The organism is Jiella soli (assembly GCF_020615385.1).
Classification (GTDB): domain Bacteria; phylum Pseudomonadota; class Alphaproteobacteria; order Rhizobiales; family Rhizobiaceae; genus VKMB-3413.
Window position 1 is genome coordinate 57,423 of the sequence record NZ_JAJAVB010000025.1, and the last position, 21,373, is coordinate 78,795.

22 protein-coding genes are annotated in these 21,373 nt (G+C 67.6%); 7 read left to right on the forward strand and 15 right to left on the reverse strand.

All coding sequences use genetic code 11. The features are described from left to right. Positions 1-1,221: an ABC transporter substrate-binding protein gene (locus LH400_RS14735; RefSeq protein WP_370638417.1), complete on the reverse strand. Its 1,221-nt coding sequence runs from the start codon at positions 1,219-1,221 to the stop codon at positions 1-3. A 268-nt stretch (positions 1,222-1,489) separates the two neighbouring features. On the opposite strand from LH400_RS14735, the gene LH400_RS14740 reads away from it, so the two are divergent. Together LH400_RS14740 and LH400_RS14745 are read left to right on the forward strand one after the other, a co-directional pair. Then, positions 1,490-3,352 (forward strand): SH3 domain-containing protein, encoded by a 1,863-nt coding sequence (locus LH400_RS14740; RefSeq protein ID WP_229153500.1) that lies wholly within the window; start codon positions 1,490-1,492, stop codon positions 3,350-3,352. Between the two features lie 175 nt (positions 3,353-3,527). Beyond that, positions 3,528-4,433 carry a sugar kinase gene (locus LH400_RS14745; protein ID WP_229153501.1) on the forward strand — a complete coding sequence of 302 codons (906 nt, stop codon included), beginning with the start codon at positions 3,528-3,530 and terminating at the stop codon, positions 4,431-4,433. Positions 4,434-4,500: 67 nt separating this feature from the next. Here the strand turns inward: LH400_RS14745 and leuC are convergent, their stop codons facing one another. The 3 genes from leuC to LH400_RS14760 all read right to left on the reverse strand — a co-directional run bounded on the left by leuC (position 4,501) and on the right by LH400_RS14760 (position 6,725). Beyond that, the gene (gene leuC / locus LH400_RS14750) at positions 4,501-5,949 is read right to left on the reverse strand and encodes a 3-isopropylmalate dehydratase large subunit (RefSeq protein WP_229153502.1); all 1,449 of its coding nucleotides are present in this window, start codon (positions 5,947-5,949) and stop codon (positions 4,501-4,503) included. 107 nt (positions 5,950-6,056) lie between these two features. Then, positions 6,057-6,320 (reverse strand): hypothetical protein, encoded by a 264-nt coding sequence (locus LH400_RS14755; protein WP_229153503.1) that lies wholly within the window; start codon positions 6,318-6,320, stop codon positions 6,057-6,059. A gap of 147 nt (positions 6,321-6,467) precedes the next feature. Beyond that, a complete protein-coding gene (locus LH400_RS14760) occupies positions 6,468-6,725 on the reverse strand; it encodes a LysR substrate-binding domain-containing protein (RefSeq protein WP_229153504.1) in 258 nt (85 codons plus the stop codon). Between the two features lie 56 nt (positions 6,726-6,781). Here LH400_RS14760 and LH400_RS14765 point away from each other — a divergent pair, with 56 nt between their 5' ends. Together LH400_RS14765 and LH400_RS14770 are read left to right on the forward strand one after the other, a co-directional pair. Next, entirely contained in the window at positions 6,782-6,943 is a 162-nt protein-coding gene (locus tag LH400_RS14765; protein WP_229153505.1) for a hypothetical protein, read from the forward strand. Between the two features lie 359 nt (positions 6,944-7,302). After that, positions 7,303-8,310, forward strand: a complete 1,008-nt coding sequence (locus tag LH400_RS14770) for an SDR family oxidoreductase (RefSeq protein ID WP_370638396.1) — start codon at positions 7,303-7,305, stop codon at positions 8,308-8,310. 49 nt (positions 8,311-8,359) lie between these two features. On the opposite strand, the gene hisH is transcribed toward LH400_RS14770, so the two are convergent. From hisH to hisB, 3 genes are read right to left on the reverse strand one after another with little or no spacing between them, the layout of a single operon-like run. Further along, positions 8,360-9,013 carry an imidazole glycerol phosphate synthase subunit HisH gene (gene hisH, locus LH400_RS14775; protein WP_229153506.1) on the reverse strand — a complete coding sequence of 218 codons (654 nt, stop codon included), beginning with the start codon at positions 9,011-9,013 and terminating at the stop codon, positions 8,360-8,362. 3 nt (positions 9,014-9,016) lie between these two features. After that, entirely contained in the window at positions 9,017-9,514 is a 498-nt protein-coding gene (locus LH400_RS14780; protein ID WP_229153507.1) for a DUF2628 domain-containing protein, read from the reverse strand. 31 nt (positions 9,515-9,545) lie between these two features. Continuing rightward, a complete protein-coding gene (gene hisB / locus LH400_RS14785) occupies positions 9,546-10,154 on the reverse strand; it encodes an imidazoleglycerol-phosphate dehydratase HisB (protein ID WP_229153508.1) in 609 nt (202 codons plus the stop codon). 312 nt (positions 10,155-10,466) lie between these two features. On the opposite strand from hisB, the gene LH400_RS14790 reads away from it, so the two are divergent. Then, complete coding sequence (locus tag LH400_RS14790; RefSeq protein WP_229153509.1) at positions 10,467-11,252, forward strand: Crp/Fnr family transcriptional regulator; 786 nt, start codon at positions 10,467-10,469, stop codon at positions 11,250-11,252. Between the two features lie 24 nt (positions 11,253-11,276). On the opposite strand, the gene LH400_RS14795 is transcribed toward LH400_RS14790, so the two are convergent. The 8 genes from LH400_RS14795 to odc2 all read right to left on the reverse strand — a co-directional run bounded on the left by LH400_RS14795 (position 11,277) and on the right by odc2 (position 19,139). Further along, positions 11,277-11,864, reverse strand: a complete 588-nt coding sequence (locus LH400_RS14795) for a DUF4142 domain-containing protein (protein WP_229153510.1) — start codon at positions 11,862-11,864, stop codon at positions 11,277-11,279. Positions 11,865-12,116: 252 nt separating this feature from the next. Continuing rightward, complete coding sequence (locus LH400_RS14800; RefSeq protein WP_229153511.1) at positions 12,117-12,857, reverse strand: aspartate/glutamate racemase family protein; 741 nt, start codon at positions 12,855-12,857, stop codon at positions 12,117-12,119. Positions 12,858-12,870: 13 nt separating this feature from the next. Further along, positions 12,871-13,764 carry an ABC transporter permease gene (locus LH400_RS14805; RefSeq protein ID WP_229153512.1) on the reverse strand — a complete coding sequence of 298 codons (894 nt, stop codon included), beginning with the start codon at positions 13,762-13,764 and terminating at the stop codon, positions 12,871-12,873. Positions 13,765-13,767: 3 nt separating this feature from the next. Beyond that, a complete protein-coding gene (locus LH400_RS14810; RefSeq protein ID WP_370638397.1) occupies positions 13,768-14,730 on the reverse strand; it encodes an ABC transporter permease in 963 nt (320 codons plus the stop codon). Positions 14,731-14,734: 4 nt separating this feature from the next. Continuing rightward, positions 14,735-16,027 carry an ABC transporter substrate-binding protein gene (locus LH400_RS14815; protein ID WP_229153513.1) on the reverse strand — a complete coding sequence of 431 codons (1,293 nt, stop codon included), beginning with the start codon at positions 16,025-16,027 and terminating at the stop codon, positions 14,735-14,737. 46 nt (positions 16,028-16,073) lie between these two features. Further along, complete coding sequence (locus LH400_RS14820) at positions 16,074-17,066, reverse strand: ABC transporter ATP-binding protein (protein WP_229153514.1); 993 nt, start codon at positions 17,064-17,066, stop codon at positions 16,074-16,076. A 196-nt stretch (positions 17,067-17,262) separates the two neighbouring features. Further along, positions 17,263-17,862 carry a GNAT family N-acetyltransferase gene (locus tag LH400_RS14825; RefSeq protein WP_229153515.1) on the reverse strand — a complete coding sequence of 200 codons (600 nt, stop codon included), beginning with the start codon at positions 17,860-17,862 and terminating at the stop codon, positions 17,263-17,265. Between the two features lie 143 nt (positions 17,863-18,005). After that, on the reverse strand, positions 18,006-19,139 hold the full coding sequence (gene odc2 / locus LH400_RS14830) for an ornithine/lysine decarboxylase (protein ID WP_229153516.1): 1,134 nt from the start codon (positions 19,137-19,139) through the stop codon (positions 18,006-18,008). Between the two features lie 544 nt (positions 19,140-19,683). On the opposite strand from odc2, the gene LH400_RS14835 reads away from it, so the two are divergent. Together LH400_RS14835 and LH400_RS14840 are read left to right on the forward strand one after the other, a co-directional pair. Continuing rightward, positions 19,684-20,625: a LysR family transcriptional regulator gene (locus LH400_RS14835; protein WP_229153517.1), complete on the forward strand. Its 942-nt coding sequence runs from the start codon at positions 19,684-19,686 to the stop codon at positions 20,623-20,625. A 118-nt stretch (positions 20,626-20,743) separates the two neighbouring features. Beyond that, entirely contained in the window at positions 20,744-21,280 is a 537-nt protein-coding gene (locus LH400_RS14840) for a L,D-transpeptidase (protein WP_229153518.1), read from the forward strand. Positions 21,281-21,373: the final 93 nt, after the last annotated feature.

Sequence of the window (21,373 nt, forward strand, 5' to 3'; positions counted from 1 at the left end):
TCAGTCGGCCTTGCGCAGCGTCTTCACCACGTCGTCCGGCGGCAAATAGTCGGCGCCGTCACGATAGGAGAAGTTCTCCATCACGCCCTTGCCGTCCGTCACCGTGGTCGTGCCGACATAGGTGCCGAGCGTCGCCTGGTGATCGATCTCGCGGATGGTGATCTCGCCGAAGGGCGTATCGACGGTGGCGCCTTCCGCCGCGGCGATCAGATCCTTGGCGTCGGTCGACTTGGCGCGCTCGAGGATCGCCGCGATCGCCTTGAAGGTCGCGTAGCCGACGACCGAGCCCATATAGGGGTGCTCGCCATACTTCGCCTCATAGGCCTTCAGGAAGGCGTCGTGGGCGGGCGTGTCGATGCCGTACCAGGGATAGCCGGTGACGATCCAGCCTTCGGGCGCCTCGGCGCCGATCGGCTCCAGATATTCCGGCTCGCCGGTCAGGAAGCTGACGACGGAGCGATCCTGAAACAGCCCCCGCGTCGTGCCTTCTCGCACGAGCTGGGTGAGGTCGGCGCCGAACTCGACATTGAGGATCGCCTCGGGGTTCGCGGCGTCGATCGCCTGGGCGACCGAGCCGGCGTCGATCTTGCCGAGCGGCGGCCACTGTTCGGCGACGAATTCGACGTCCGGCCGCTTCGCCTTCAGAGCCTCCTTGAAAGCTTGGACCGCCGACTGCCCGTATTCGTAGTTCGGCGCGATCGTCGCCCAGCGCTTGGCAGGCAGCTTCGCCGCCTCCTCGGCGAGCATGGCCGCCTGCATGGAGTTGGAGGGCCTCAGCCGGAAGGTGTAGGCGTTGCCCTCGCTCCAGGTGATCGCGTCGGTCAGCGGCTCGGCCGCAAGGTAGAAGACCTTCTTGTGGGCCGCATAGTCGGCGAGCGCCAGGCCGACATTGGAGAAATAGCCGCCGGCGATGAGCGCGACGCCCTCGCGCGAGACGAGTTCGTTCGCCGCCGTCACGGCATCGGCCGGCTTGCCGCCGTCGTCGCGCGAGATCACGTTCAGCGTGTCGCCCTTGATCCCGCCGGCGGCGTTGATCTCCTCGACGGCGAGCTGCCAGCCCTTGCGATAGGGTTCGGTGAAGGCCGGCAGGCGCGAATAGCTGTTGATCTCGCCGATCTTGATCTCGTCCGCCACGGCGGGTTTCGAAAGGCCGAGAGCGGCCGAAGCGGCAAGCCCCGCGGCGAGTGCCAGGGCAAGCGTGTTCATCGACCTGTTGTGCATGCGGATCACGGCGAAGTCCCCCGTATTCGTCAGCCGGTGGTGGCGGCCGTCGCTGCCGCGCCGGCGCCGTTAGGGGTCTATACGAATGCGCGCCGCCGACCAATGCTTGTTCGAGCCGGACCGGTCTTTGCGAGGTGCAAGGCATGGGCGACAACGACGGCTCGGCGTACGGCGAGCGCCGCCATGCGCGAAAGCCGGTTCCGATTGCCGTTGCGGCAGGTCTGCGCTACGAACGGCCGTGATCGATAGCCGCACCAGGGATCGTCCCATGCGCATCCTACGCCTTCTTGCCGTTATCCTGACGATCTTCGGCCTCTGCGGCCCGGTCCATGCCCAGGCTTACGCCCAGGACTGGCAGGCCTCCATCGAGCGCTGGCTCTACGGGCTCGAGAGCCGGACGGCGACGGCCGAATGCGTCGCCAAGCTGAACAGTCGGGCGATCACCTTTCTCGGCATCGCCGAGGACGAGCCGCGCATCAGCAGCGGACGGCGCCGCGACCTGAACAGCATGATCGCCGCGGCCATTCCCGACAAATATTCGCCCCGGATCGCCCAGGCCTATCGCGAAATGGTCGAGGGGATCCTGCCGCAGCGGGCGGCCTCGGTCGCGGCGGCGCAGGCGCTGAAGGATTTCTACGGCTCCGACATGTTCCTCACCGTCGAGCCGGAGCGGCGCCAGCCGGAGATCCTGAGGCTCTATCTGGGCCTCACCATCCTCGATCCGGCAAGCGGACGGATCTGCGCCACCGAGACCGGTCCGACGCTGACCCTCGACCTCAAGCGTCTCGGTGTCGCAGAACTCTCCGATCGGGCCTCGACGACGGAGTTCTACGATGTCGACGGGGCGCTGCGCGAGGCGACGGTGAAGGCGCTCTCGCGGCTCACCCAGCACCGGCTCCTCGACGATCCGTCGAAGCCTCTCGCCTATCGCGTGCGCTCGGCGGTCGACGCGCCGGGCTGCGAGCTCGCGGCCGAGATCAACGACACCTTCGACAGCGCCTATACCGAGCTCAGCGGCGGTCGCCATCAGCGCATCAACGAATCGATCGGCGCGACGTCCTGGCCGCTGCTCCTGCGGCTGCCGGAGGGCGCCGCGGCCAAGCCGCCGGTCGAAGGCGTCTATCTCGACATCACCGTCGCCCCCGCCTCGGGAGCCGACGCGGCGACGGACGAGGACGGCAAGGCCGACGCCCCGGCCGTCCTGAAGCTCGACGTCGCCGTCCAGCATTCGAACGGCACCAGCATCGGCCGCTACAGCTACCGCGTTGTGGTGCCGCGGGACGACGTGCGCAACTGCCTGCCGGCAGCCCGTGAGACCGCTGCGGCGAAGACCGGCCAGGCGCCGGACGCGGAGCCCGAAACGCCTGCGCCGAAGGCCGCCGGGGAAGCCTGCCGCACCGCCTTCGAGGCCGCCGCCGCCAATCCGGCGCCCTCCTCGCTCGCCGCCTTCGTCGCCGGCCATCCCGAATGCGGCGAGGCGGTTGTCGAGGCGACCCGCCGGCTCGACGCCGTCGCCGGCAAATGCCTCGACCAGAGCGAGATCGTCGCCGCCGTCTCGCTCGAAGGCGGCTCGGCCATGCTGAAGGCCTGCCTCGGCGACTTCTCGACCAGCCCGCGGCACGCGACGGTCCTGCAGGCGGCGCTGGGCCGGCTGGAGCAGCGCCGGCGCGAAGAGAACGCCGCGGCGGAGCGCAAGCGGAGCGAGGAGACCTACAAGCAGAAGCTCGCGGAGGCCGAGGCGCGGCTCACGGCCGAGCGCCGCCAGCGGGAAGAGGCCGAACGGCGCGCCGCCGAGCTCGCGAAGGCCCGCGAGGCCGAGGCCCGGCGGATCGAGTCCCGGCAGGCGCAATCTTATCAACGTCCGGCGCAACCGACCTATGACGAACCCGCTGCTCCCCCGCCATCCCGACCGAACCTGCCGCGCTGCGTCGTCGCCGATCCGACCGGCACGCCGCTCAATCTGAGATCCAGCCCGCGCGGGGCTAAGGTCGGCGAATTGCGCAATGGCGCGGTCGTCGTCATCACGGAGGAGGGGTCGGACAGCCAGGGCAAGGCCTGGGCGAGAGTGGCGCAGGACAGGAGCGGGCGGTCGCCGCTCGGCTGGGTGTTCCGGTCCTATATCCGCTGCTGAGCATCCGGGAGCGGCGGTCCGTGCGTCCGGGAGCGGCATGCTCTGCCGGCCTATGGCGCGTGCGGCGCCGGACGGACGGCTTGCTCCGTCCGGCGTCGAAGCGGGGAGAGAATCGGCCCCGCCTCGTGCTAACCATCGGCGAATCGTCTGACGCATCGCCGAGGAACCGCCTGTCATGAACCAGCCCCGCAGCAAGGAGATCGTCGCGATCGGCGAATGCATGGTGGAGCTCTCCTCGGCCGGCGAGGGGCTCTATCGCCGCGGCTTTGCCGGGGACACGTTCAACACCGCCTGGTATCTCGCCCGCAGCCTCCCGGCGGACTGGCACGCCTCCTATCTGACCGCGCTCGGCACCGATGCGATCTCGGACGAGATGCTCGCCTTCTTCGCCGCGGCCGGCATCGGCACGGGCGCGGTGCGCCGGCTGGAGCGGGCGATGCCCGGCCTCTACATGATCCATCTCGACAATGGCGAGCGCAGCTTCTCCTATTGGCGCGACAGTTCGGCGGCAAAGCAGCTCGCGGCGGACGAGGCGCATCTCGCCAAGGTCTTCGCCGAGGGCGACGCCTTCTACGTCTCCGGCATCACGCTGGCGATCCTGCCGGAGGACGACAGGGCGCGGCTGCTGACCCATCTCGCGGCGGCGCGCCGGGCCGGCCGCATGGTCGCCTTCGACCCGAACCTCAGACCGCGGCTCTGGCCGGACACGGACGCCATGTGCAGGGCCGTGGAAGCGGCGGCGGAGGTGGCGACGATCTGCCTGCCGAGCTTTGCCGACGAGGCCGCGGCCTTCGGCGATGCCTCACCCGACGAGACGGCCCGCCGCTACAAGCGGCTCGGCGTGCCGGAAATCGTGGTCAAGGACGCCGACGGCCCGGCGCTCCTGTCGCTCCCCGAAGAAGACCTCCGCGTCGCCGCCGAGCCGGGTATCGCCGTCGTCGATTCCACCGGCGCGGGCGACAGCTTCAACGCCGCCTATCTTTCCGCCCGCCTCGCCGGCGACGAGCCCGCTGCCGCCGCCGCCAAGGGCCACGCCCTCGCCGCGAAGGTCGTCTGCCACTACGGCGCACTGGTGGGGTAGCGGGCCACGCGATCACACTGTCCGCAGACTCGTGCGGTTGCTCCGCGAGGCCGGCGGGGCGGCCTGACTACTCGGCCGGCTCCATCGCCGCGACCTTGCCCCACTCCCGCACGTCCACGAACCGCCCGGCTATCGCCGCCGCCGCGGCCATGGCCGGGGAGACCAGATGCGTGCGGCCCTTGGAGCCCTGGCGGCCTTCGAAGTTGCGGTTCGAGGTGGAGGCGCAGCGCTCATAGGGGGCGAGGCGGTCGTCGTTCATGCCGAGGCACATCGAGCAGCCGGCCTCGCGCCAGTCGAAGCCGGCCGCCTTGAAGATCTTGTCAAGCCCTTCGGCTTCCGCCTGCGCCTTCACGAGGCCGGAGCCCGGCACGATCATCGCCGAGACGGTGTCCGCCACGCGCTTGCCCTCGACAATCTTCGCCACTTCGCGCAGGTCCTCGATGCGGCCGTTGGTGCAGGAGCCGATGAAGACGCGGTCGAGGGTGATGTCGGTCATCTTCGTGCCCGGCGTCAGGCCCATATATTCGAGCGCGCGCTGCTTCGACTTGCGCTTGTTCTCCTCGGGGATCGCCGCGGGATCGGGTACGACGCCCTCGATCGAGACGACGTCTTCCGGCGAGGAGCCCCAGGTAACGATCGGCGGCAGGTTCGCCGCGTCGAGGGTGACGACCTTGTCGTAATGCGCGCCCTCGTCGGAGACGAGCGATCGCCAATATTCGACCGCCATGTCGAAGGCCTCGCCCTGCGGGGCCCGCGGCTTGCCCTTGATATAGGCGAAGGTCGTCTCGTCCGGCGCGATCAGCCCGGCCCGCGCGCCGGCCTCGATCGACATGTTGCAGACCGTCATCCGGCCTTCCATCGAGAGCGACCGGATCGCCTCGCCGGCATATTCGATGACATAGCCGGTGCCGCCGGCCGTGCCGATCTCACCGATGATCGCGAGGATGATGTCCTTGCCGGTGACGCCGGCGGGGATCTTGCCGTTCACCTCGACCAGCATGTTCTTCGCCTTGCCCTGGATCAGGGTCTGTGTGGCGAGCACATGCTCCACCTCGGACGTCCCGATGCCGTGCGCGAGCGCCCCGAAGGCGCCATGCGTCGAGGTGTGGCTGTCGCCGCAGACGATGGTCATGCCGGGCAAGGTGAAGCCCTGTTCGGGTCCGATGATGTGGACGATGCCCTGGCGCCGGTCGGCCTCGTTGAAATATTCGATGCCGAAATCGGCCGCGTTTCGGGCCAGCGCCTCGACCTGAATGCGGCTCTCCTCGTTGGTGATGCCGTTGACGCGGTCCGGCGTGGTCGGGACGTTATGGTCGACGACGGCGAGCGTGCGGCCCGGCTGATGCACCTTGCGCCCGGCCAGCCGCAGGCCCTCGAAAGCCTGGGGGCTCGTCACCTCGTGGACGAGATGGCGGTCGATATAGAGAAGGCAGGTGCCGTCCTCCTGGGACTCGACCAGATGCTCATCCCAGATCTTGTCGTAGAGGGTGCGCGGTTTCGAAGCGGTGTCGGTCATGGTGATCGTCCTTGCCGGGCTGAGCGCGTGAAGACGGCGCGGCCGGCGTTCTCGAAGTGTCGGATGGGTCGCGAAGGCGAGAGGCGGAACGCGCCGCCTGCCATCCTCTACCGCCCGGCGGCGGCGATGAACCGATAGAAGAAGCGGCCGGGCAGGCGTGCGTGATCGGAGAGCTTCGCAAAGCTCTCGCTGGTGGGCAGCTTCGCCCGCGCCTTCACTCGCCGGATGCCGTTCATCGGCTGAAAATAGCAACTCGTCCTGGCGGTGACAATCGCGGCATCGGTTCGCCCTCGGTCGGGCGGCGGCCGTCGGGCCCCGGCGTCGATCGTGCGTTGCATTGGAGGTACAAATCCGACCACGCTGGCATCCATCTCCACGTGATGCCGACGCTGCCCTGCCTGCGATCGTGGAGGTGCTGAAGGCGAACGAGGTGGGGCGTGAGGACGGCGCAATGGCGGACGCCGAGCGATAGGCTTCGCGTGAGTTCGGAGGGCAGCTTCCCGCCGTCAGCTGCGGCCTTACAGGGAGCCGACAGGATCGTTGCCGAGGGGCTCTTCCCAATAGGGCGGCGTGCCGAATGCCTGGCGCAGCCAGTCGGTCAGCGCCAGAACCTTGGCCGACGGGCTCCGGTTGGACGGATAGCCGAGATGCTGCGTCGCGCCCTCGGCTTCCAGACCGACATCGACGCGGCGAAGCGAGCCATCGGCGAGCTGCCGGTACACGAAGAAGCTCGGCAGGAGAGCGATCCCGAGGCCGGCGACCGCCGCGTCCCGCATGTATCCTGTCCAGAGCCGACGGTTTGCCGTCTCCCCTACGGAACAGGAAGCCTGCCATGCTTATGAGAGCGGCGATCATCTCGCTGAATGCGCTCGTGGCCACATCCGCCGCTGCGCAACTGCAGTCCTTCCCGGAGGGTTTCCGCAGCCATGACATCGAGACCAACGGCGTGGTTCTTCATGTGCGCGTCGGCGGTTCGGGCCGTCGGTCGTCCTGATCCACGGCTATGGCGAAACCGGCGTCATGTGGGAGCCTCTCGCCGCCGACCTCGCGCGACCACATGGTGATCGCACCGGATCTGCACGGCATGGGACTTTCGGCGGTCGCGCCGGAGGGCCTTCGCTGCTCAAGTCTTCTCGCCAGGAGCCGACAACCCTCCAGCGAATGGCCGGGCGTGGTGCGGCCGACGCTGGTTCTTTCGCCGGCTGCAGGCATTTCGGGCCGCGCGGTCGAACACTTCGCCCTGCGGCTGGTTTCCTCTCGCAGAGCGAGCATGCGCCGGCCCAAGGGCTGGAGCAGGGCTCCAGTCCGGTCGCGCTTTCGGGACCGGGCGCCCAACCTTTCGAGAGAGGAAAGATGCCGATGTCCGAATTCGATCCCACCCGCCGCGCCATCGTCGCGGGAGCCGCACTGACGGGGGCCGCCGTCGCCACCCGCACCGCATTTGCCCAGGACAGCCAGCCCGGCGGCGGCAATGCCGCGATGACGGCGCAGGCTTCCGACTTTCCGGAGCCGCCCTATCCCGAGCAGCATCAGCCCTGGCCGGGCCTTGCCCAGAAGATGGCGCCGCGCCCCGATCACGGCGAGGAGACCTATCACGGCACCGGCCGGCTCACGGGTAAGCGGGCGCTGATCACCGGCGGCGACAGCGGCATCGGCCGCGCCGCGGCGATCGCCTTCGCCAAGGAGGGCGCCGACGTCGCGATCGCCTACCTGCCGCAGGAGGAGCCAGACGCAAAGGACGTCAAGACGGTGGTCGAGCGCGAGGGCCGCAAGTTTGCAGCCTTCCCCGGCGATCTGCGCGACAAGGGCTACACCACCTCGCTGCCCGCGAAGACCGTCGAGGAGCTGGGAGGGCTCGACATCCTGGTCAACAATGCCGGTTACCAGCAGTGGGTGTCGGGATTGGAGGATCTGTCGGACGAGCAGTTCGACCAGACGATGAAGACCAATCTCTACGCCATGTTCTGGCTGACCAAGGCCGCGCTGCCGCATCTGAATCCGGGCGCCTCGATCATCAATACCTCGAGCGAGGTCGCCGCGTCGCCGCCGCTCGGACTGATCGACTATTCGATGACGAAGGCGGCGATCCTGATGTTCACCAAGACCATGGCCAAGCAGCTCGGCTCGCGCGGCATAAGGGTGAACGCCGTGACGCCGGGGCCGATCTGGACGCCGCTGCAGATTTCGGGCGGACAGATCATGGAGAACATCGTTCATTTCGGCGCCAAGACCCCGGTCGGGCGCGCCGGCCAGCCGGTGGAGCTCGCGCCGCTCTATGTCGCGCTCGCCGACCCGGCTTTCAGCTATTCGACCGGCCAGGTCTTCGGCGCGACCGGCGGCGACCCGCAACCGGCTGGCTGACGACGAAGCGGCCTCTCCAGCTGCCGGCGGCGGCCGGAGGGGCCGGCCGCTACGGCCGCCACTTAAGAAAATTCGCGATCAGCCGCAGACCGAGCGTCTGGCTCTTTTCGGGGTGGAACTGCGTGCCGGCCTTGTTGCCCGAGGCGACGAGGGCGGTGACGGGGCCGCCATAGTCGGCGGTCGCGACGACGTCGTCCGGGTTGCGGGCGACGAGGTGATAGGAGTGGACGAAATAGGCGTGGAGCCCGTCCGGCCCGGTGGCGATGTCGTGGAGCAGGGGATGCTCGCGGACGACGTCGATCGTGTTCCAGCCGATCTGCGGGATCTTCAGCGCCGGGTCCGAGGGCACGATCTTTTCGACGTCCCCGGAAATCCAGCCGAGCCCCTCGGTGATCGTCTTTTCGAGCCCGCGTGAGGCCATCAGCTGCATGCCGACGCAGATGCCGAGGAAGGGCCGGCCGGCCTGTTCGACCGCCTCGCGCAGCGCCGCGGTCATGCCGGGGACGGCGTCGAGGCCGGCCCGGCAGTCGGCAAAGGCGCCGACGCCCGGCAGGACGATCCGGTCCGCCCGGCGCACGGTCTCCGGGTCATCGGTGAGGACGATGCCGGCGTCGCGGCCGCTTTCGCGGGCGGCGCGTTCGAAGGCCTTGACCGCCGAGCGCAGGTTTCCCGAGCCGTAGTCGATGATGGCGACGGTTTCCATGGGTCAGGCCGCTCCGCTGGTGCCGGCCGCGGCGGGGATCGGCGGCGGCGTGCTTCGCGCCTCTGCCTTCGGCCGCGCCCAGGGCAGGGCGCCGCTTTCGCCGATCGAGATCCCGGACCGTCCGGCCTCGCGCCCTTCGCTGTGATAATAGATCGTTTCGGCCTCTGCGCGACCTTCCGCCTGGAGGCTCGCGGCCTCGCGCCAGCCCTTCGCCCGCAGGCGGCGCGCCCTCAGCATCGGCCCTTCGAGAGCGACGATGCCGCTAAGGAGCACCGAGAGCACGACGGTAACGAGTCCGGAACCCGACATCTCGCCGATGAAGCCGATCGCCAGGAACAGCGCGACGACAGCGAGCGCCGAGAGCCACAGGCCGTAGCGCAGCAGCCAGACGAACGGGACGAGGAAGGCGGCGAGGGAGAACCGGTCGCGCACGAAGACCGCACGCTCGCTCGGCCCCTCCGTCTCCGGCGGCTCGAAGACGACGAAGCGCGAGAGGCTCACGCCGCGCCCCCTTCTGCCGGCGCCCGGCGCCTCATGCCAACATGCCCTTGGTCGAGGGCACGAGATCGGCCTGCCGCGGATCGATCGCGATCGCATCGCCGAGGACCCGCGCCAGCGCCTTGAAGCAGGTTTCGGCGATATGGTGGGAATTGGAGCCGTAGAGATTGGTCACATGCAGCGTCAGCCCGGCGTTCTGGGCGAGCGCCTGGAAGAATTCCTGCACGAGTTCGGTGTCGAAGCTGCCGATCTTGTGGCGGGAGAACTCGGCTCTGAAGACCAGGAACGGCCGGCCGGAGACGTCGACCGCCGCCCGGGTCAGGCACTCGTCCATGGCGAGATCGAGCGAGGCATAGCGGCGGATGCCGCGCCGCTCGCCGAGCGCCTGCCGGATCGCCTGGCCGAGCGCGATGCCGGTGTCCTCCACGGTATGGTGGTCGTCGATGTGGAGATCGCCCTTCACGGCAATCTCCATGTCGATCAGCGAGTGCCGCGACAGCTGGTCGAGCATGTGGTCGAAGAAGCCGACACCGGTCGCGATCGACGATCGGCCGGTGCCGTCGAGATCGACCCGCACCCGGATCTCGGTCTCCTTGGTCTTTCTCTCGACGACGGCGTCGCGCCGCCCGGCTGTCACGGCCATGCCTGAAAATCCTTGTCCGACTGCGTCCGATCTAGCACCGGCGCGGGCGCGCTGCCAACCGCCGCGCGGATGGCGCCGACCCCTTCAATGGAAGCCCCGGCGTCGCCGGACGCCAAGCCCGGCTCCGCCGGCTCGGCGCAGGGCCTCGACCCGCCTAGCGGCGACGGCAACGACAAGCGTTGGCTGTTCGCTTCCCGGCACCGGATTTTCCGCTCCTGAGTCTTCCGGAGTTGGCCTATGGGTCGATTGTCGCCCCGCGGTCGCGTCGCTGCTGAGCGACAGGGGGTTCGCATCGCAATATGGGGACGTCGAGTGACAGCAGACGAGCGGGCGCCGTTGGGCATTCTGGTTCGGCGCCTGGAACGGGCGAGCCGGCTGGACGAAGTCGAAGCGGAGGCGCTGCTCGCTCTTCCCCACACCGTGCGGGACGTCTCCTCCGGCGCCGTCATCGGGCATGTCGGAGAGCGGCCGGGCCATTGCTGCCTGATCGCCGAGGGCTTTCTCTGCCGCGACCAGTCGACGAGCGACGGGCGGCGGCAGATCCTGTCATTCTACATACCGGGCGACATCCCGGATCTGCAGACGCTGCACCTCAAGACACTCGACCACAATGTGGTGGCGCTGACGGATGCCCGGGTCATCTTCATCGCGCATGACGTCCTCACCGCCCTTTGCCGGGAGCGCCCGGTCATCGGCGAGGCGCTGTGGCGCGAGACGCTGATCGACGCCGCGATCACCCGGTCCTGGATCACCATGATCGGCCGGAACTCGGCGCGGGTCCGGGTCGCCCACCTGATCTGCGAACTGGCCCTGCGGCTCGACGTTGTCGACATGGCCGAGGCCATGGAATTCAAGATGCCCATCACCCAGCAGGAAGTGGGCGACGCGCTGGGGCTTTCCATCGTCTCGGTGAACCGCGCTTTGCAGGATCTGCGCTCGCAGAAGCTGATCTCGCTGAAACGGCGGGTCCTGACCGTCCACGACTGGGACCGGATGAAGCGGGTCGGTCAGTTCGACCCGCTCTATCTCCATCTCCATGGCGCGCCGCCGGGTTCGGGAATCGAGCAAGCTCCCCGGGGAGGATCCCCAGGGAGCTGACATGGCGCGGTCGCGGATGTGGGATCAGGAATTGTTCTGCAGCTTCTGAACCATCTGCTTGTGCTGCTTCAGCGTCGGCAGTGTCTTCGTCGCGAACTCCCGGATCGGGCCCTTCTCGCCATTCTTCGAATAGGCGGTGAACAGGGCGACCGCCTCGTCATGCGCCTTCGACTGCATCTGGATGTATTTGGCATCGAAGCTGTCGGAGGGCGCGGCCTGCAGATCGTTCAGCATCTGCTTGTGCCTGGCGTCCAGCCCGTTCGGCACGGCGACGTCCATCTTCGACTGCTTCACCGCGGCCTTGAGCTTGTCGCCTGCGGCCGAGTGGTCGTTGACCATCGTCTTGGCGAAGTCGTGGACTGCCTGGCTCTTCGACTTCTGCAAAGCGAGGTTGCTGGACTCGATCTCGAAGCTGTTGGAGACGGCGGCCATCGGAACGAAGTTCGCGGCCGTCTTGACGTTCTGCGGCGCCGGCTTCGGAGCGGCGTCGTTCTGCATCGCCGACGTGCCCACCGCCTTGCCGGTGGTGCCGTTGTTGCTGGACTGGGCGAGTGCGGGTGCGGCCACGGCGAGCGAAAGGGCCGCGGTCAGCGAAAGAAGCGTCCGTTTCATGTGATTTCTCCCAGGAGATTGAGGGCGCCGGCGTCAGGGGCCGGCCGTCGTGGGATCAATCGGGAGGCGCGGTTTTCGGTTCCGGTTCAGATGCTTAGGTCGGACCAGATTGCCGCAGCCAACTGTCGCGGACGCGGCCATGGCTGGACCGCTCGTCGGCGCCTTCCTTAGGCGGGGCTATGTCTTCGGGCAGCGCCGATGCCGCTGCGGCCAGCCGGCGCTCACGCGCCCCGGCGCGGGAGCCGGCGGAGGTCAGAAGGTGCGGGCGGGACCGATCGACAGGTCGAGGCCGCGGGGCTTGTCCGGCGGAAAGGCGTAGCCGCCCTTCTTGGACGTCCCGAGCCCCAGCGCCGCCAGCGCCTCGGCAAGCTTCGCCGCGGCGGAGACTCCCTCGATGACGGGCAATCCGTGACGCTCACTGAGCCTTGCGGCGAACTCGGCCATGCCGGCGCAGCCAAGGACGATCGCCTCGGCCCCGTCCTCACCGATCGCCCGCCCGATCTCCTCGGAGATCCTGGAATTCGCGGCTTCGGGATCGGCTTCCAGCGCCAGGACGGGGATCTCGCTCGCGCGCACGCTGCAGCACAGCGCCCAGAGGCCGTTCCGCTTCAGATTGTCTTCGAGGATCGGCACCGAGCAGGAGAGCGTCGTGACCACCGCGAAGCGGCGCGACAGAAGGCTCGCCACATGCGCGGCGGCTTCGCCGATGCCGACCACCGGCCGGCGGGCGATCGACCGCGCGGCGTCGAGGCCGGTGTCATCGAAGCAGGCGATCACATGGGCATCGGCGCCCTCGCGCTCGGCCTGCGCGATCGCTTCGAGGAGGCCGGGAACGGCGAGCGCGCCGTCGACATGCCCTTCGATCGAGGCCGGCCCGGAGGCGTTGGTGACCGCGAGGATTTCGGTGCCCGGCGAGACCACGCGGCGGGCCGCGGCGGCGGCCGTCTCGGTCATCGACCGCGTGGCGTTGGGATTGACGATGGAAAGGCGCATGCCGCTCGGCTCCTCAGGCGCCTTTCAGCGCGCGGCGCTGCCGGCGCTTCTGCATGACGAAGAACGTCGTCAGCGCCGTGGCGATGACCAGCAGCGAGATCCCTGTGGTCACCGTGCCGAGCGCGTAGATCATCGGGGTCGTCACCGTGGTCGTCAGCGCCTGCAACTGGATCGGCAGCGTATTGGCGGCGCCCATCGCCTGGCTCGAGCGCGCCAGCTCGTCCCAGGAGAGCGTGAAGCCGAACAGGGCGACGCCGGCGACCGACGGCGCGATGATCGGCAGGACGACGTGGCGGATCGTCTGCCAGGAGGTCGCGCCGAGGTCGCGCGCGGCCTCCTCGTAGGATTTGTTGAAGCGGTTGAAGACCGCGAACATGATCAGGAGGCCGAAGGGCAGGGTCCAGGAGAGATGTGCCCCGAGACCCGAGGTGAACAGCCCCGTCGCCGTCTGATAGTTCTCGTAGAGCCAGTCGACCTCGTAGGCGTCGGCGATCTCCATCACCGTGTCGTCGACGATGTGGAATTCGAGCGCGATGCCGAGCGAGACGATGATCGACGGCATGATCAGGCTGGCGATGGCGGTATAGAAGAGCAGGGCCGATCCGCGGAAGCGCCGGCGGAAGGCGAGCCCCGCCATAACCGAGAAGACGACGGTCAGCACCATCACCAGGAGGCCGAGCTTCACCGAGTTCCACAGGCCGATCGAGATGTCGACGAGGCCGGCGCCCCGGAAGAGCTCCTCGAACCAGTGGACCGAGACGCCGTTCATCGGAAAGGTCAGCCCGCCCTGCGGCCCCTGAAAGGACAGGATCAGGATGGTGATCACCGGTCCGTAGAGGAACAGGACGAACAGGGCGAAGATCGTCGCCAGGACATAGAAGGAGCGCGGGCGCTTTTCGGCGGTCATGCGCTAGAGCTCCTTGCGGATGTCGATCACCCGCGTCAGCGCGAAGATGATGCCGAGGGTGATGAGGAGGAGCACGACGGCGTTGGCCGCCGCGAGCGGGAACTGCAGATAGCTCGTCTGCACGTTGATCGCCTTGCCCACCGAGGCGATCTGCTGGCCGCCCATGACGCCGATGGTGATGAAGTCGCCCATCACGAGGGTGACGACGAAGATCGAGCCGATGGTGATGCCGGTCTTGGAAAGCGGGATGACGACGTTCCACAGGACCTGCGCGCCGCTCGCGCCCGCGTCCCGCGCCGCCTCGATCAGCGAGCGGTCGATGCGCATCATCGAGTTGAGGATCGGCACCAGCATGAAGGCCGTGAGCAAATGGACGAAGGCGAGCGTCACCGCGAAGTCGGAATAGAGCAGCCATTCGACCGGCTGGTCGACCAGGCCGGCATCGACCAGTATCTGGTTGATCAGCCCATTGCGTCCGAGCAGCGGGATCCAGGAGATCATCCGGATGACGTTGGAGGTCCAGAACGGGATGATGCAGAGGAGGGCGAGCACGATCTGCATCGTCGTCGTGCGCACATGGAAGGCAAGGAAATAGGCGATGGTGAAGCCGAGGACGAGCGTCACCAGCCAGACGATCAGGCAGAACTTGAAGGTCGACAGATAGGTCGCGAAGGTGGTGCAGAGCGAGGGAAGGCTCGTCAGGCAGCCATCGAAGACGCCGGTATAGTTGTCGAAGATGAAGGCCGGGGTGATCGAATAGGAATTGTACTTCCAGAAGCTGACGACGAGGACGACGACGAGCGGCAGCACGAAGAACAGGAAGAAGACCAGCGCCATCGGCGCGGCCTCCCAATAGGCGGCCGCGCCGGCGCCCGCACCCTTCCTGCGGGACGCCGGACGGCTCTTCGAAGCGTCGATGTCGCGGGGCGGCGTCGCCGCCCCGCTGGCCTCTATCGTTTGGGTCATGACGTCAGGCCGCGACGAACTCGTTCCACTTGGTGATGAGGTATTCGTTCTCGTCCATCACCGAATTCCAGCAGGCGATGCGGCTCATGCGAGTGACGTAGGAGCCGCCGTCGCGCACCGCGCCCGGCTCTTCGATGACGGTGCCGTCCGGCGCCTTGATCGGCTTCTCGGCCGGCTTGCCCTCGTACCAATAGGCCCATTCATAGGGCTCCATCTTCTCCTTGGCGGTTTCGAGGACGGCGGGATAGTAGCCCTGGCGCGAGAGATAGGCGCCGGCCCAGCCGGACAGGAACCAGTTGATGAAGTCGTAGGCCGCGTCGAGCTTCTTGTCCCGCAGCGTGCGCGGCAGGGCGAAGCCGGAGGCCCAGCCGCGATAGCCTTCCTCGAGCGCGAGATAGGTGCATTTGATGCCCTTGGAGCGCACGGCGGTGACCGCCGGCGACCACATCGACTGAATCACCACCTCGCCGGAGGCCATCAGGTTCACGGACTGGTTGAAATCGGTCCAGAAGGCGCGGAACTGCCCGTCCCGCTTGGCCTTGGTCAAGATCTCCATGGTCTTGTCGATCTCGGCCTTGGTCATGTTCCCCTTGTCCTTGTATTTGAACTGGCCGGACGATTCGATCGCCATGGCCGCGTCCATGATGCCGATCGAGGGGATGTTGATCAGCGCCGCCTTGCCCTTGAACTTCGGGTCGAGCAGGGCCGACCAGTTCTTCACCTCGCCGTCGATCAGGTCCGGCCGGTCGCCGAGGGAATCGGCGTTGTAGGTGGTGGGAATGAGCGTCATCCATTCGGTCGGCGCTTCGGCGAATTTCTTGGAGTGCTGACCGTCGAGGTAGAAATACTTCCACGGCGCCGAGCCCTGGCTGCCGACGTCCTTGCCCTCGATCGTGCCCTTGGTCAGGACCGGCGTGATCTTGTCCGCCAGTTTGATCTTATTGGCGTCCATGCCCATCAGATTGCCCGACGGGACAAGATTCGGCAGCGAGAAATACTCGCTGTCGACCAGATCGAAGGAGTTCGGCTGGGTGATGATGCGCTTGGCGACCTCGTCGGTGGTGACGGTGACGTACTGGATCTTGACGCCGGCTTCCTCCAGCGCCTTCTCGGCGATCGCGGGCGACTGGTTGGTCGCCGTCGACAGGTAGCGCAGGGTGACCGGCTCGGCGCCGATCGCCGGGGTCGGGAAGGCGGAAAGCTTGGAGACAAGGCCGGCGCCGGCAAGGCCCGCTGTGGCCTTGAGCATCGAGCGGCGGGAAAGGCCGGTGGTCTTGGTCTCATCGGGTTTTGCCATCAGGATCCTCCGTGTCGGCAAGGTTGAGGTTTGTCGCAGGCCGCCGTCAGGCGGCGAGCTCGTGCCGGTCGTCCGGCCCCCAGGCGATGGCGACCTCGTCGCCGACCCGAACGGGCAGGCGGTCGTAGTCGGCCTCCGGGAGCGTGGCGAGAAAGTCCGTGCCGTCGGCGCGCCGCATGGCGACGTTCACCGTCATGCCCTGATATTCGACGTCGGTGACGGTTGCGGTCTCGCCGGCCGTGCTGGCGTCGCTGCTGGAGAGCTTCAAGCGGTCGGCGCGCACCGCGAAGCTGCGCTCGCCGTCCGGCACGATGTTGTGGCCGCCCATGAACTGGGCGACGAAGCGGGTCCTGGGGAAGTTGAACACCTCGCGCGGGCTGCCGACCTGCTCGATCCGGCCGTCACTCATCACCACCACCATGTCGGCGAGCGCCATCGCCTCTTCCTGGCTGTGGGTGACGTGAACGAACGAAATGCCGAATTCGCGCTGATAGCGCTTCAGCTCCGCCCGCATGCGGATGCGCAGGAATGGATCGAGGGCCGAAAGCGGCTCGTCGAGAAGAAGGACGGTCGGGTTGGTGACGAGGGCCCGAGCCAGCGCCACGCGCTGCTGCTGGCCGCCCGAGAGCTGGCTCGGCAGCCGGTCGGCATAGCGTTCCATGTCGACGAGGCCGAGCATCTCCTTGACGCGGGAATGCCGCTCGGCCTTGGCCGTGCCGCTCATCTTCAGCGGAAAGCCGACATTGTCGGCGACGCTGAGATGCGGGAACAGCGCATAGTTCTGGAACATCATCGCGGTGCCGCGCTTGGCAGGCGGCAGGTCGTTGACGATGGTGTTGCCGATCATCAGGTCGCCGTCCGAGATGAATTCGTGACCGGCGATCATGCGCAGCGTCGAGGTCTTGCCGCAGCCCGACGGGCCGAGCAGGCAGCAATAGCTGCCCGCCGGGATCTTCAGCGAGATCCGGTCGACGGCGATCGTCTCGCCATAGGCCTTGGTTACGGCTGCAAGTTCCAGATCGGCTGCTCGTCTCGGCACGTGAAGACGCCCCCTTGATCGACTTCCCTGGGAGGAACGTCAGCAAATCGCATGCCAGTCGCGATGCGCGCTGTCGGGGCGGTTGGCCCCAAATTCGGCGCAGCGACTGCGCGCAAGCGAGCCGGATGCCTATTTATTAGGCATCCGGCCCGATGAAGGGCCGTCGCTGGAGACGAAAAGAGCCGAGGGCGGCGCTTCAGGCCGCGATGCGCAGCGGCGTGCGGAGGCGGGCGGTGCCTTCGAGCCGGCCGGTCGGGCGGATCCGGCCGGAAACGCCGTCGAGATGGCCCGCGGCGAACTCGAGCGCGAGCAGCCGGCGCGGCTCGAACGGGCCGGGCATGGCGAGGCGGGCGGTCTTTTCCGGCGAGAAGCCGAAGCGCTGATAATATTCGGGATCGCCCACGAGGATGATGGCGCCATGGCCGAGCCGGGCGGCCTCGGCGATCGCATGGCGCATCATCAGCCCGCCGAGGCCGGCGCCCTGCAGCGCGGGATCGACGGCCAGCGGGCCGAGGAGCAGCGCCGGCACGGCCGCGCCGTCGCGCCGGCCTGCGGAAATGTTCCACAGCCGCACGGTCGCGGCGAGCGCGCCGTCGGCGCCGGTGGCCGACAGGGCGAGCCCTTCGGCCGGCAGGCGGCCGCGGCGGATCGCTTCGGAGGACTTCCGGGTGCGCCCCGGACCCATGGCGAGATCGAGCAGGGCCTCGCGCTGCGCGATCTCGCAGGCGCGTTCGGACGCGATCCGGAACAGCGGTGCTGCGTCCGTGAAGGCGGCGGCATTCGGGAATGCGGACATGACGGACCCCTTCAAGAAGCTGAGGGGAGAAACTGGGCTCGCCGGAGATGCGGCGCGCGGGCGACAGACCCGGCGCCACGGCGCCGGGTCAGCTTCGGAGCGTCAGGCTCCGTCGTCGGTCGTGTCTGACGATCATGCGGTCCTCAGATCACGTAGGACTTCAGCGGCTCGAAGCCGTTGAAGGCGACGGAGGCATAGGTCGTCGTGTAGGCGCCGGTGCCTTCGATCAGGAGTTCGTCGCCGACGGTCAGCGAGATCGGCAGCGGGTAGGGCGCCTTTTCGTACATGACATCGGCCGAATCGCAGGTCGGGCCGGCGAGCACGCAGGGCTCGGTCCGCTCGCCGTCGCGATGGCTGACGATCGGATAGCGGATCGCCTCGTCCATCGTCTCGGCGAGGCCGCCGAATTTGCCGATGTCGAGATAGACCCAGCGATTCTCGTCCGAGGCCGACTTCTTCGACACCAGCACGACCTCGGTCTTGATCACGCCGGCATCGCCGACCATGCCGCGGCCGGGCTCGATGATCGTCTCCGGCAGGCGGTTGCCGAAGTGCTTGCGCAGCGAATCGAAGATCGCGCGGCCATAGGCCTGGGCGGTCGGCACGTCCTTGAGATAGCGGGTCGGAAAGCCGCCGCCCATGTTGACGAGCGTCAGCACGATGCCCTTCTCGGCCAGTGCCTCGAAGACGAACTTGGCGTCCGCGATCGCCGCGTCCCAGGCATTGGTGTCGGTCTGCTGCGAGCCGACATGGAAGGAGACGCCGGTCGCAACGAGGCCGAGCGAGCGCGCATGGGCGAGGACGTCGATCGCCATCGCCGGCACGCAGCCGAACTTGCGCGACAGCGGCCATTCGGCGCCCTCGCCATTGGTCAGGACGCGGCAGAAGACGCGGGCACCGGGCGCGGCGCGGGCGACCTTCTCGACCTCTTCCACGCAATCGACCGCGAACAGCGACACGCCGAGCTGGTGGGCCCTCGCGACGTCGCGCTCCTTCTTGATCGTGTTGCCGTAGGAGATGCGCTTGGCGGTGACGCCGGCATTCAGCGCCATCTCGATCTCGGCGACCGAGGCGCAGTCGAAGTTGGAGCCGAGCGCGGCGAGCAGCTTCAGGATCTCCGGCGCCGGGTTCGCCTTGACGGCATAGAAGATCGCGGAATCCGGGAGCGCCTTGCGGAAGGCGTTGAAATTGGTCTCGACGATGTCGAGGTCGACGACGAGGCAGGGGCCCTCGGGACGTCGCGTGGCGAGGAAGTCGAGGATGCGCTGAGTGGCCATGTGGCTCTCCCATGGACCCGGCCGAGAAGACCGGAAAATCGACGAGGAGCGACCGTTCGGGGCACCGAGGGCAACGCCAGGGCGCAGCCGCAGGGGTCCCTTCACGAGACGCGACGATGGCCGAAAACGAGGAGGCGCAAAACGCCGAACCGTCTTCGGGAATCAGTCTGCCATGGCTTGGTGGGCTTGGACCCGCCGCACTTCAGGCAATGATGGTGTGCCTCTTCAGTATTCCCGGCTTTGGAGACCAGGAGAGACCAGAAAGGCCCGGACCGTCGTTGCTTCAAGGCGTCCTCGATCTCGCGAAGCTCGCAAAACCGACTGGATGTGTTACGTCCAGGTACCGTCCCGGCAACCCTCGCATTTGAGGACCGGGGGACGCCCACAGGCACGTGCGACTTGGGGCAATCGCGATTTATGCGCCTTGGCCGTCATACACAAGAGCCAATTCGATCCCGCTGTTGATTTTTACGCCTTGCCGATAAAGGAAGGTCGGCGCCGTGGATCGGCGGCAACAGACACAAGGTTCAGGCAAGGGGCTCGGATGGACACGCTGACGCGCATGCGCGCCTTCATCTCGGTGGTCGAGAACGAGGGCTTCTCCTCGGCCGCGCGCAAGACCGGCCGCTCCAAGGCGCTGTTGTCGAAATATGTGCGCGAGCTGGAAGACGAGCTCGGCGTCCTCCTGATCAACCGCACCACCCGCCAGATCGCGCTCACCGCCGCGGGCGAAGTCTATGTCGGCAGGGCCTCCAGCATCCTGTCGGATCTGGAAAGCCTCAACGAAGAGGCGCGCGAGGCGACCGGCGAGGCCAAGGGCACGATCCGCGTCTCGGCCGCCCGCACCTTCGGCGACGCCGAGCTCGGCCTCAGCCTGGTCGACTTCGCCAAGGCCTATCCCGACATCGGCCTCGACATCCATCTCGACGACAATTTCGTCAATCTCGTCGAAGAGGGCTTCGACGTCGCGATCCGCATGACCCGGCTTGCCGATTCGGCGATGATCGCCCGCCGCCTCGCCTCGCTGAACTTCGCGATCGTCGCGAGCCCCGAGCTGATCGAGCGGCTCGGCCGGCCGACCCATCCGACGCAGGTCGCCAACTATCCGGCAGTGATCGATTCCAATTCGCGGCTGTTCTCCAATTGGGGCTTTCGCGATCCGGTCACAAACGAGACGATCAATGTCGCGGTCTCCGGCCAGTTCACCGCCAATTCGCCGGTGACGGTGCGCGCCGCCGCGCTTGCCGGCCTCGGCCTCGCGCTATCCCCGAGCTTCGTCGTGCGCGAGGATCTCGAAAAGGGCCGGCTCGTCACCGTCCTCGACGAGTATATGTCGAGCGAGGCCGGCATCTACGCGGTCTTCCCGCATCGCCGGCACCTGCCGGCGCGCGTCCGCGTCTTCGTCGACTTCCTGGCGGCCTGGTTCCGCAAATGCGACAGCCATCTCAATGGCGCCGGCAACGGCAACGGCAACGGCGCCGGCTGATTTCCCCGGCGGGGCTCTCGCTCCCGCCCTGCGGCTGCGGCCCTGCGGCAACGCTCGCAGGCTTGCCGTCCGGCTTCGTCTTTACGGGCCTGAAAGTTTGCGTCTCTATAGACGGGTCATGCGCAAACTCGCCCCCTTCCTCGCCCGGGCCGCCGCCGCGGCCACCATCGCCTGCCTCGCCCATGCGGAGCCGGCGCTCGCCAAGACGCAAGGCGAAAAGCCCCGCCCGGAAGTCGCGGTCGCCATCGACGCCGATCCCGGCACGATCGTCATCAAGACCTCGGAAAAGAAGCTCTATCTCCTCACCGGCGCCGGCAGGGCGCTGGTCTACGAGATCGCCGTCGGCCGGCCGGACGAGCAATGGTTCGGCAAGAGCTGGGTGTCGAAGAAGCGGCTGCATCCAACCTGGGTGCCGACCCCGTCGATGCGCGAGAAGAATCCCGGCCTGCCGCAATCGGTCGGGCCCGGCCCGAAGAACCCGCTCGGCCAGCGGGCGATGAATCTCGGCTGGACCGCCTACCGGATCCACGGCACCAATTCGCCGCGCTCGATCGGCCGCGCCGCCTCCTCGGGCTGCTTCCGCATGCGCAATGCCGACGTCCTCGACCTCTACGACCGCGTCAATATCGGCGCGCAGGTGATGGTCGAGCGCTGAGGCGCGCCGCCTCTGGCGGCACAAGCGTGGCGAGTGCGCGCACGAAAGCGGCCGGCGGCGCGTGGGCGCCCCGGCGTATCCCGCCATTTCCAT

Excerpts from the sequence above, each read along its gene's own strand:
- hisH (WP_229153506.1), bottom strand. The coding sequence starts at position 9,013 with ATGGAAACCGTCGCCATCATCGACTACGGCTCGGGAAACCTGCGCTCG.
- LH400_RS14770 (WP_370638396.1), top strand. The coding sequence starts at position 7,303 with ATGCCGATGTCCGAATTCGATCCCACCCGCCGCGCCATCGTCGCGGGA.
- LH400_RS14755 (WP_229153503.1), bottom strand. The coding sequence starts at position 6,320 with ATGGATGCCAGCGTGGTCGGATTTGTACCTCCAATGCAACGCACGATC.
- LH400_RS14800 (WP_229153511.1), bottom strand. The coding sequence starts at position 12,857 with ATGCGCCTTTCCATCGTCAATCCCAACGCCACGCGGTCGATGACCGAG.
- hisB (WP_229153508.1), bottom strand. The coding sequence starts at position 10,154 with ATGGCCGTGACAGCCGGGCGGCGCGACGCCGTCGTCGAGAGAAAGACC.
- LH400_RS14760 (WP_229153504.1), bottom strand. The coding sequence starts at position 6,725 with ATGCGGGACGCGGCGGTCGCCGGCCTCGGGATCGCTCTCCTGCCGAGC.
- odc2 (WP_229153516.1), bottom strand. The coding sequence starts at position 19,139 with ATGGCCACTCAGCGCATCCTCGACTTCCTCGCCACGCGACGTCCCGAG.
- LH400_RS14745 (WP_229153501.1), top strand. The coding sequence starts at position 3,528 with ATGAACCAGCCCCGCAGCAAGGAGATCGTCGCGATCGGCGAATGCATG.
- LH400_RS14805 (WP_229153512.1), bottom strand. The coding sequence starts at position 13,764 with ATGACCGCCGAAAAGCGCCCGCGCTCCTTCTATGTCCTGGCGACGATC.
- LH400_RS14735 (WP_370638417.1), bottom strand. The coding sequence starts at position 1,221 with ATGCACAACAGGTCGATGAACACGCTTGCCCTGGCACTCGCCGCGGGG.
- LH400_RS14825 (WP_229153515.1), bottom strand. The coding sequence starts at position 17,862 with ATGTCCGCATTCCCGAATGCCGCCGCCTTCACGGACGCAGCACCGCTG.
- LH400_RS14810 (WP_370638397.1), bottom strand. The coding sequence starts at position 14,730 with ATGACCCAAACGATAGAGGCCAGCGGGGCGGCGACGCCGCCCCGCGAC.
- LH400_RS14840 (WP_229153518.1), top strand. The coding sequence starts at position 20,744 with ATGCGCAAACTCGCCCCCTTCCTCGCCCGGGCCGCCGCCGCGGCCACC.
- LH400_RS14740 (WP_229153500.1), top strand. The coding sequence starts at position 1,490 with ATGCGCATCCTACGCCTTCTTGCCGTTATCCTGACGATCTTCGGCCTC.
- LH400_RS14795 (WP_229153510.1), bottom strand. The coding sequence starts at position 11,864 with ATGAAACGGACGCTTCTTTCGCTGACCGCGGCCCTTTCGCTCGCCGTG.
- LH400_RS14835 (WP_229153517.1), top strand. The coding sequence starts at position 19,684 with ATGGACACGCTGACGCGCATGCGCGCCTTCATCTCGGTGGTCGAGAAC.
- leuC (WP_229153502.1), bottom strand. The coding sequence starts at position 5,949 with ATGACCGACACCGCTTCGAAACCGCGCACCCTCTACGACAAGATCTGG.
- LH400_RS14815 (WP_229153513.1), bottom strand. The coding sequence starts at position 16,027 with ATGGCAAAACCCGATGAGACCAAGACCACCGGCCTTTCCCGCCGCTCG.
- LH400_RS14765 (WP_229153505.1), top strand. The coding sequence starts at position 6,782 with ATGCTTATGAGAGCGGCGATCATCTCGCTGAATGCGCTCGTGGCCACA.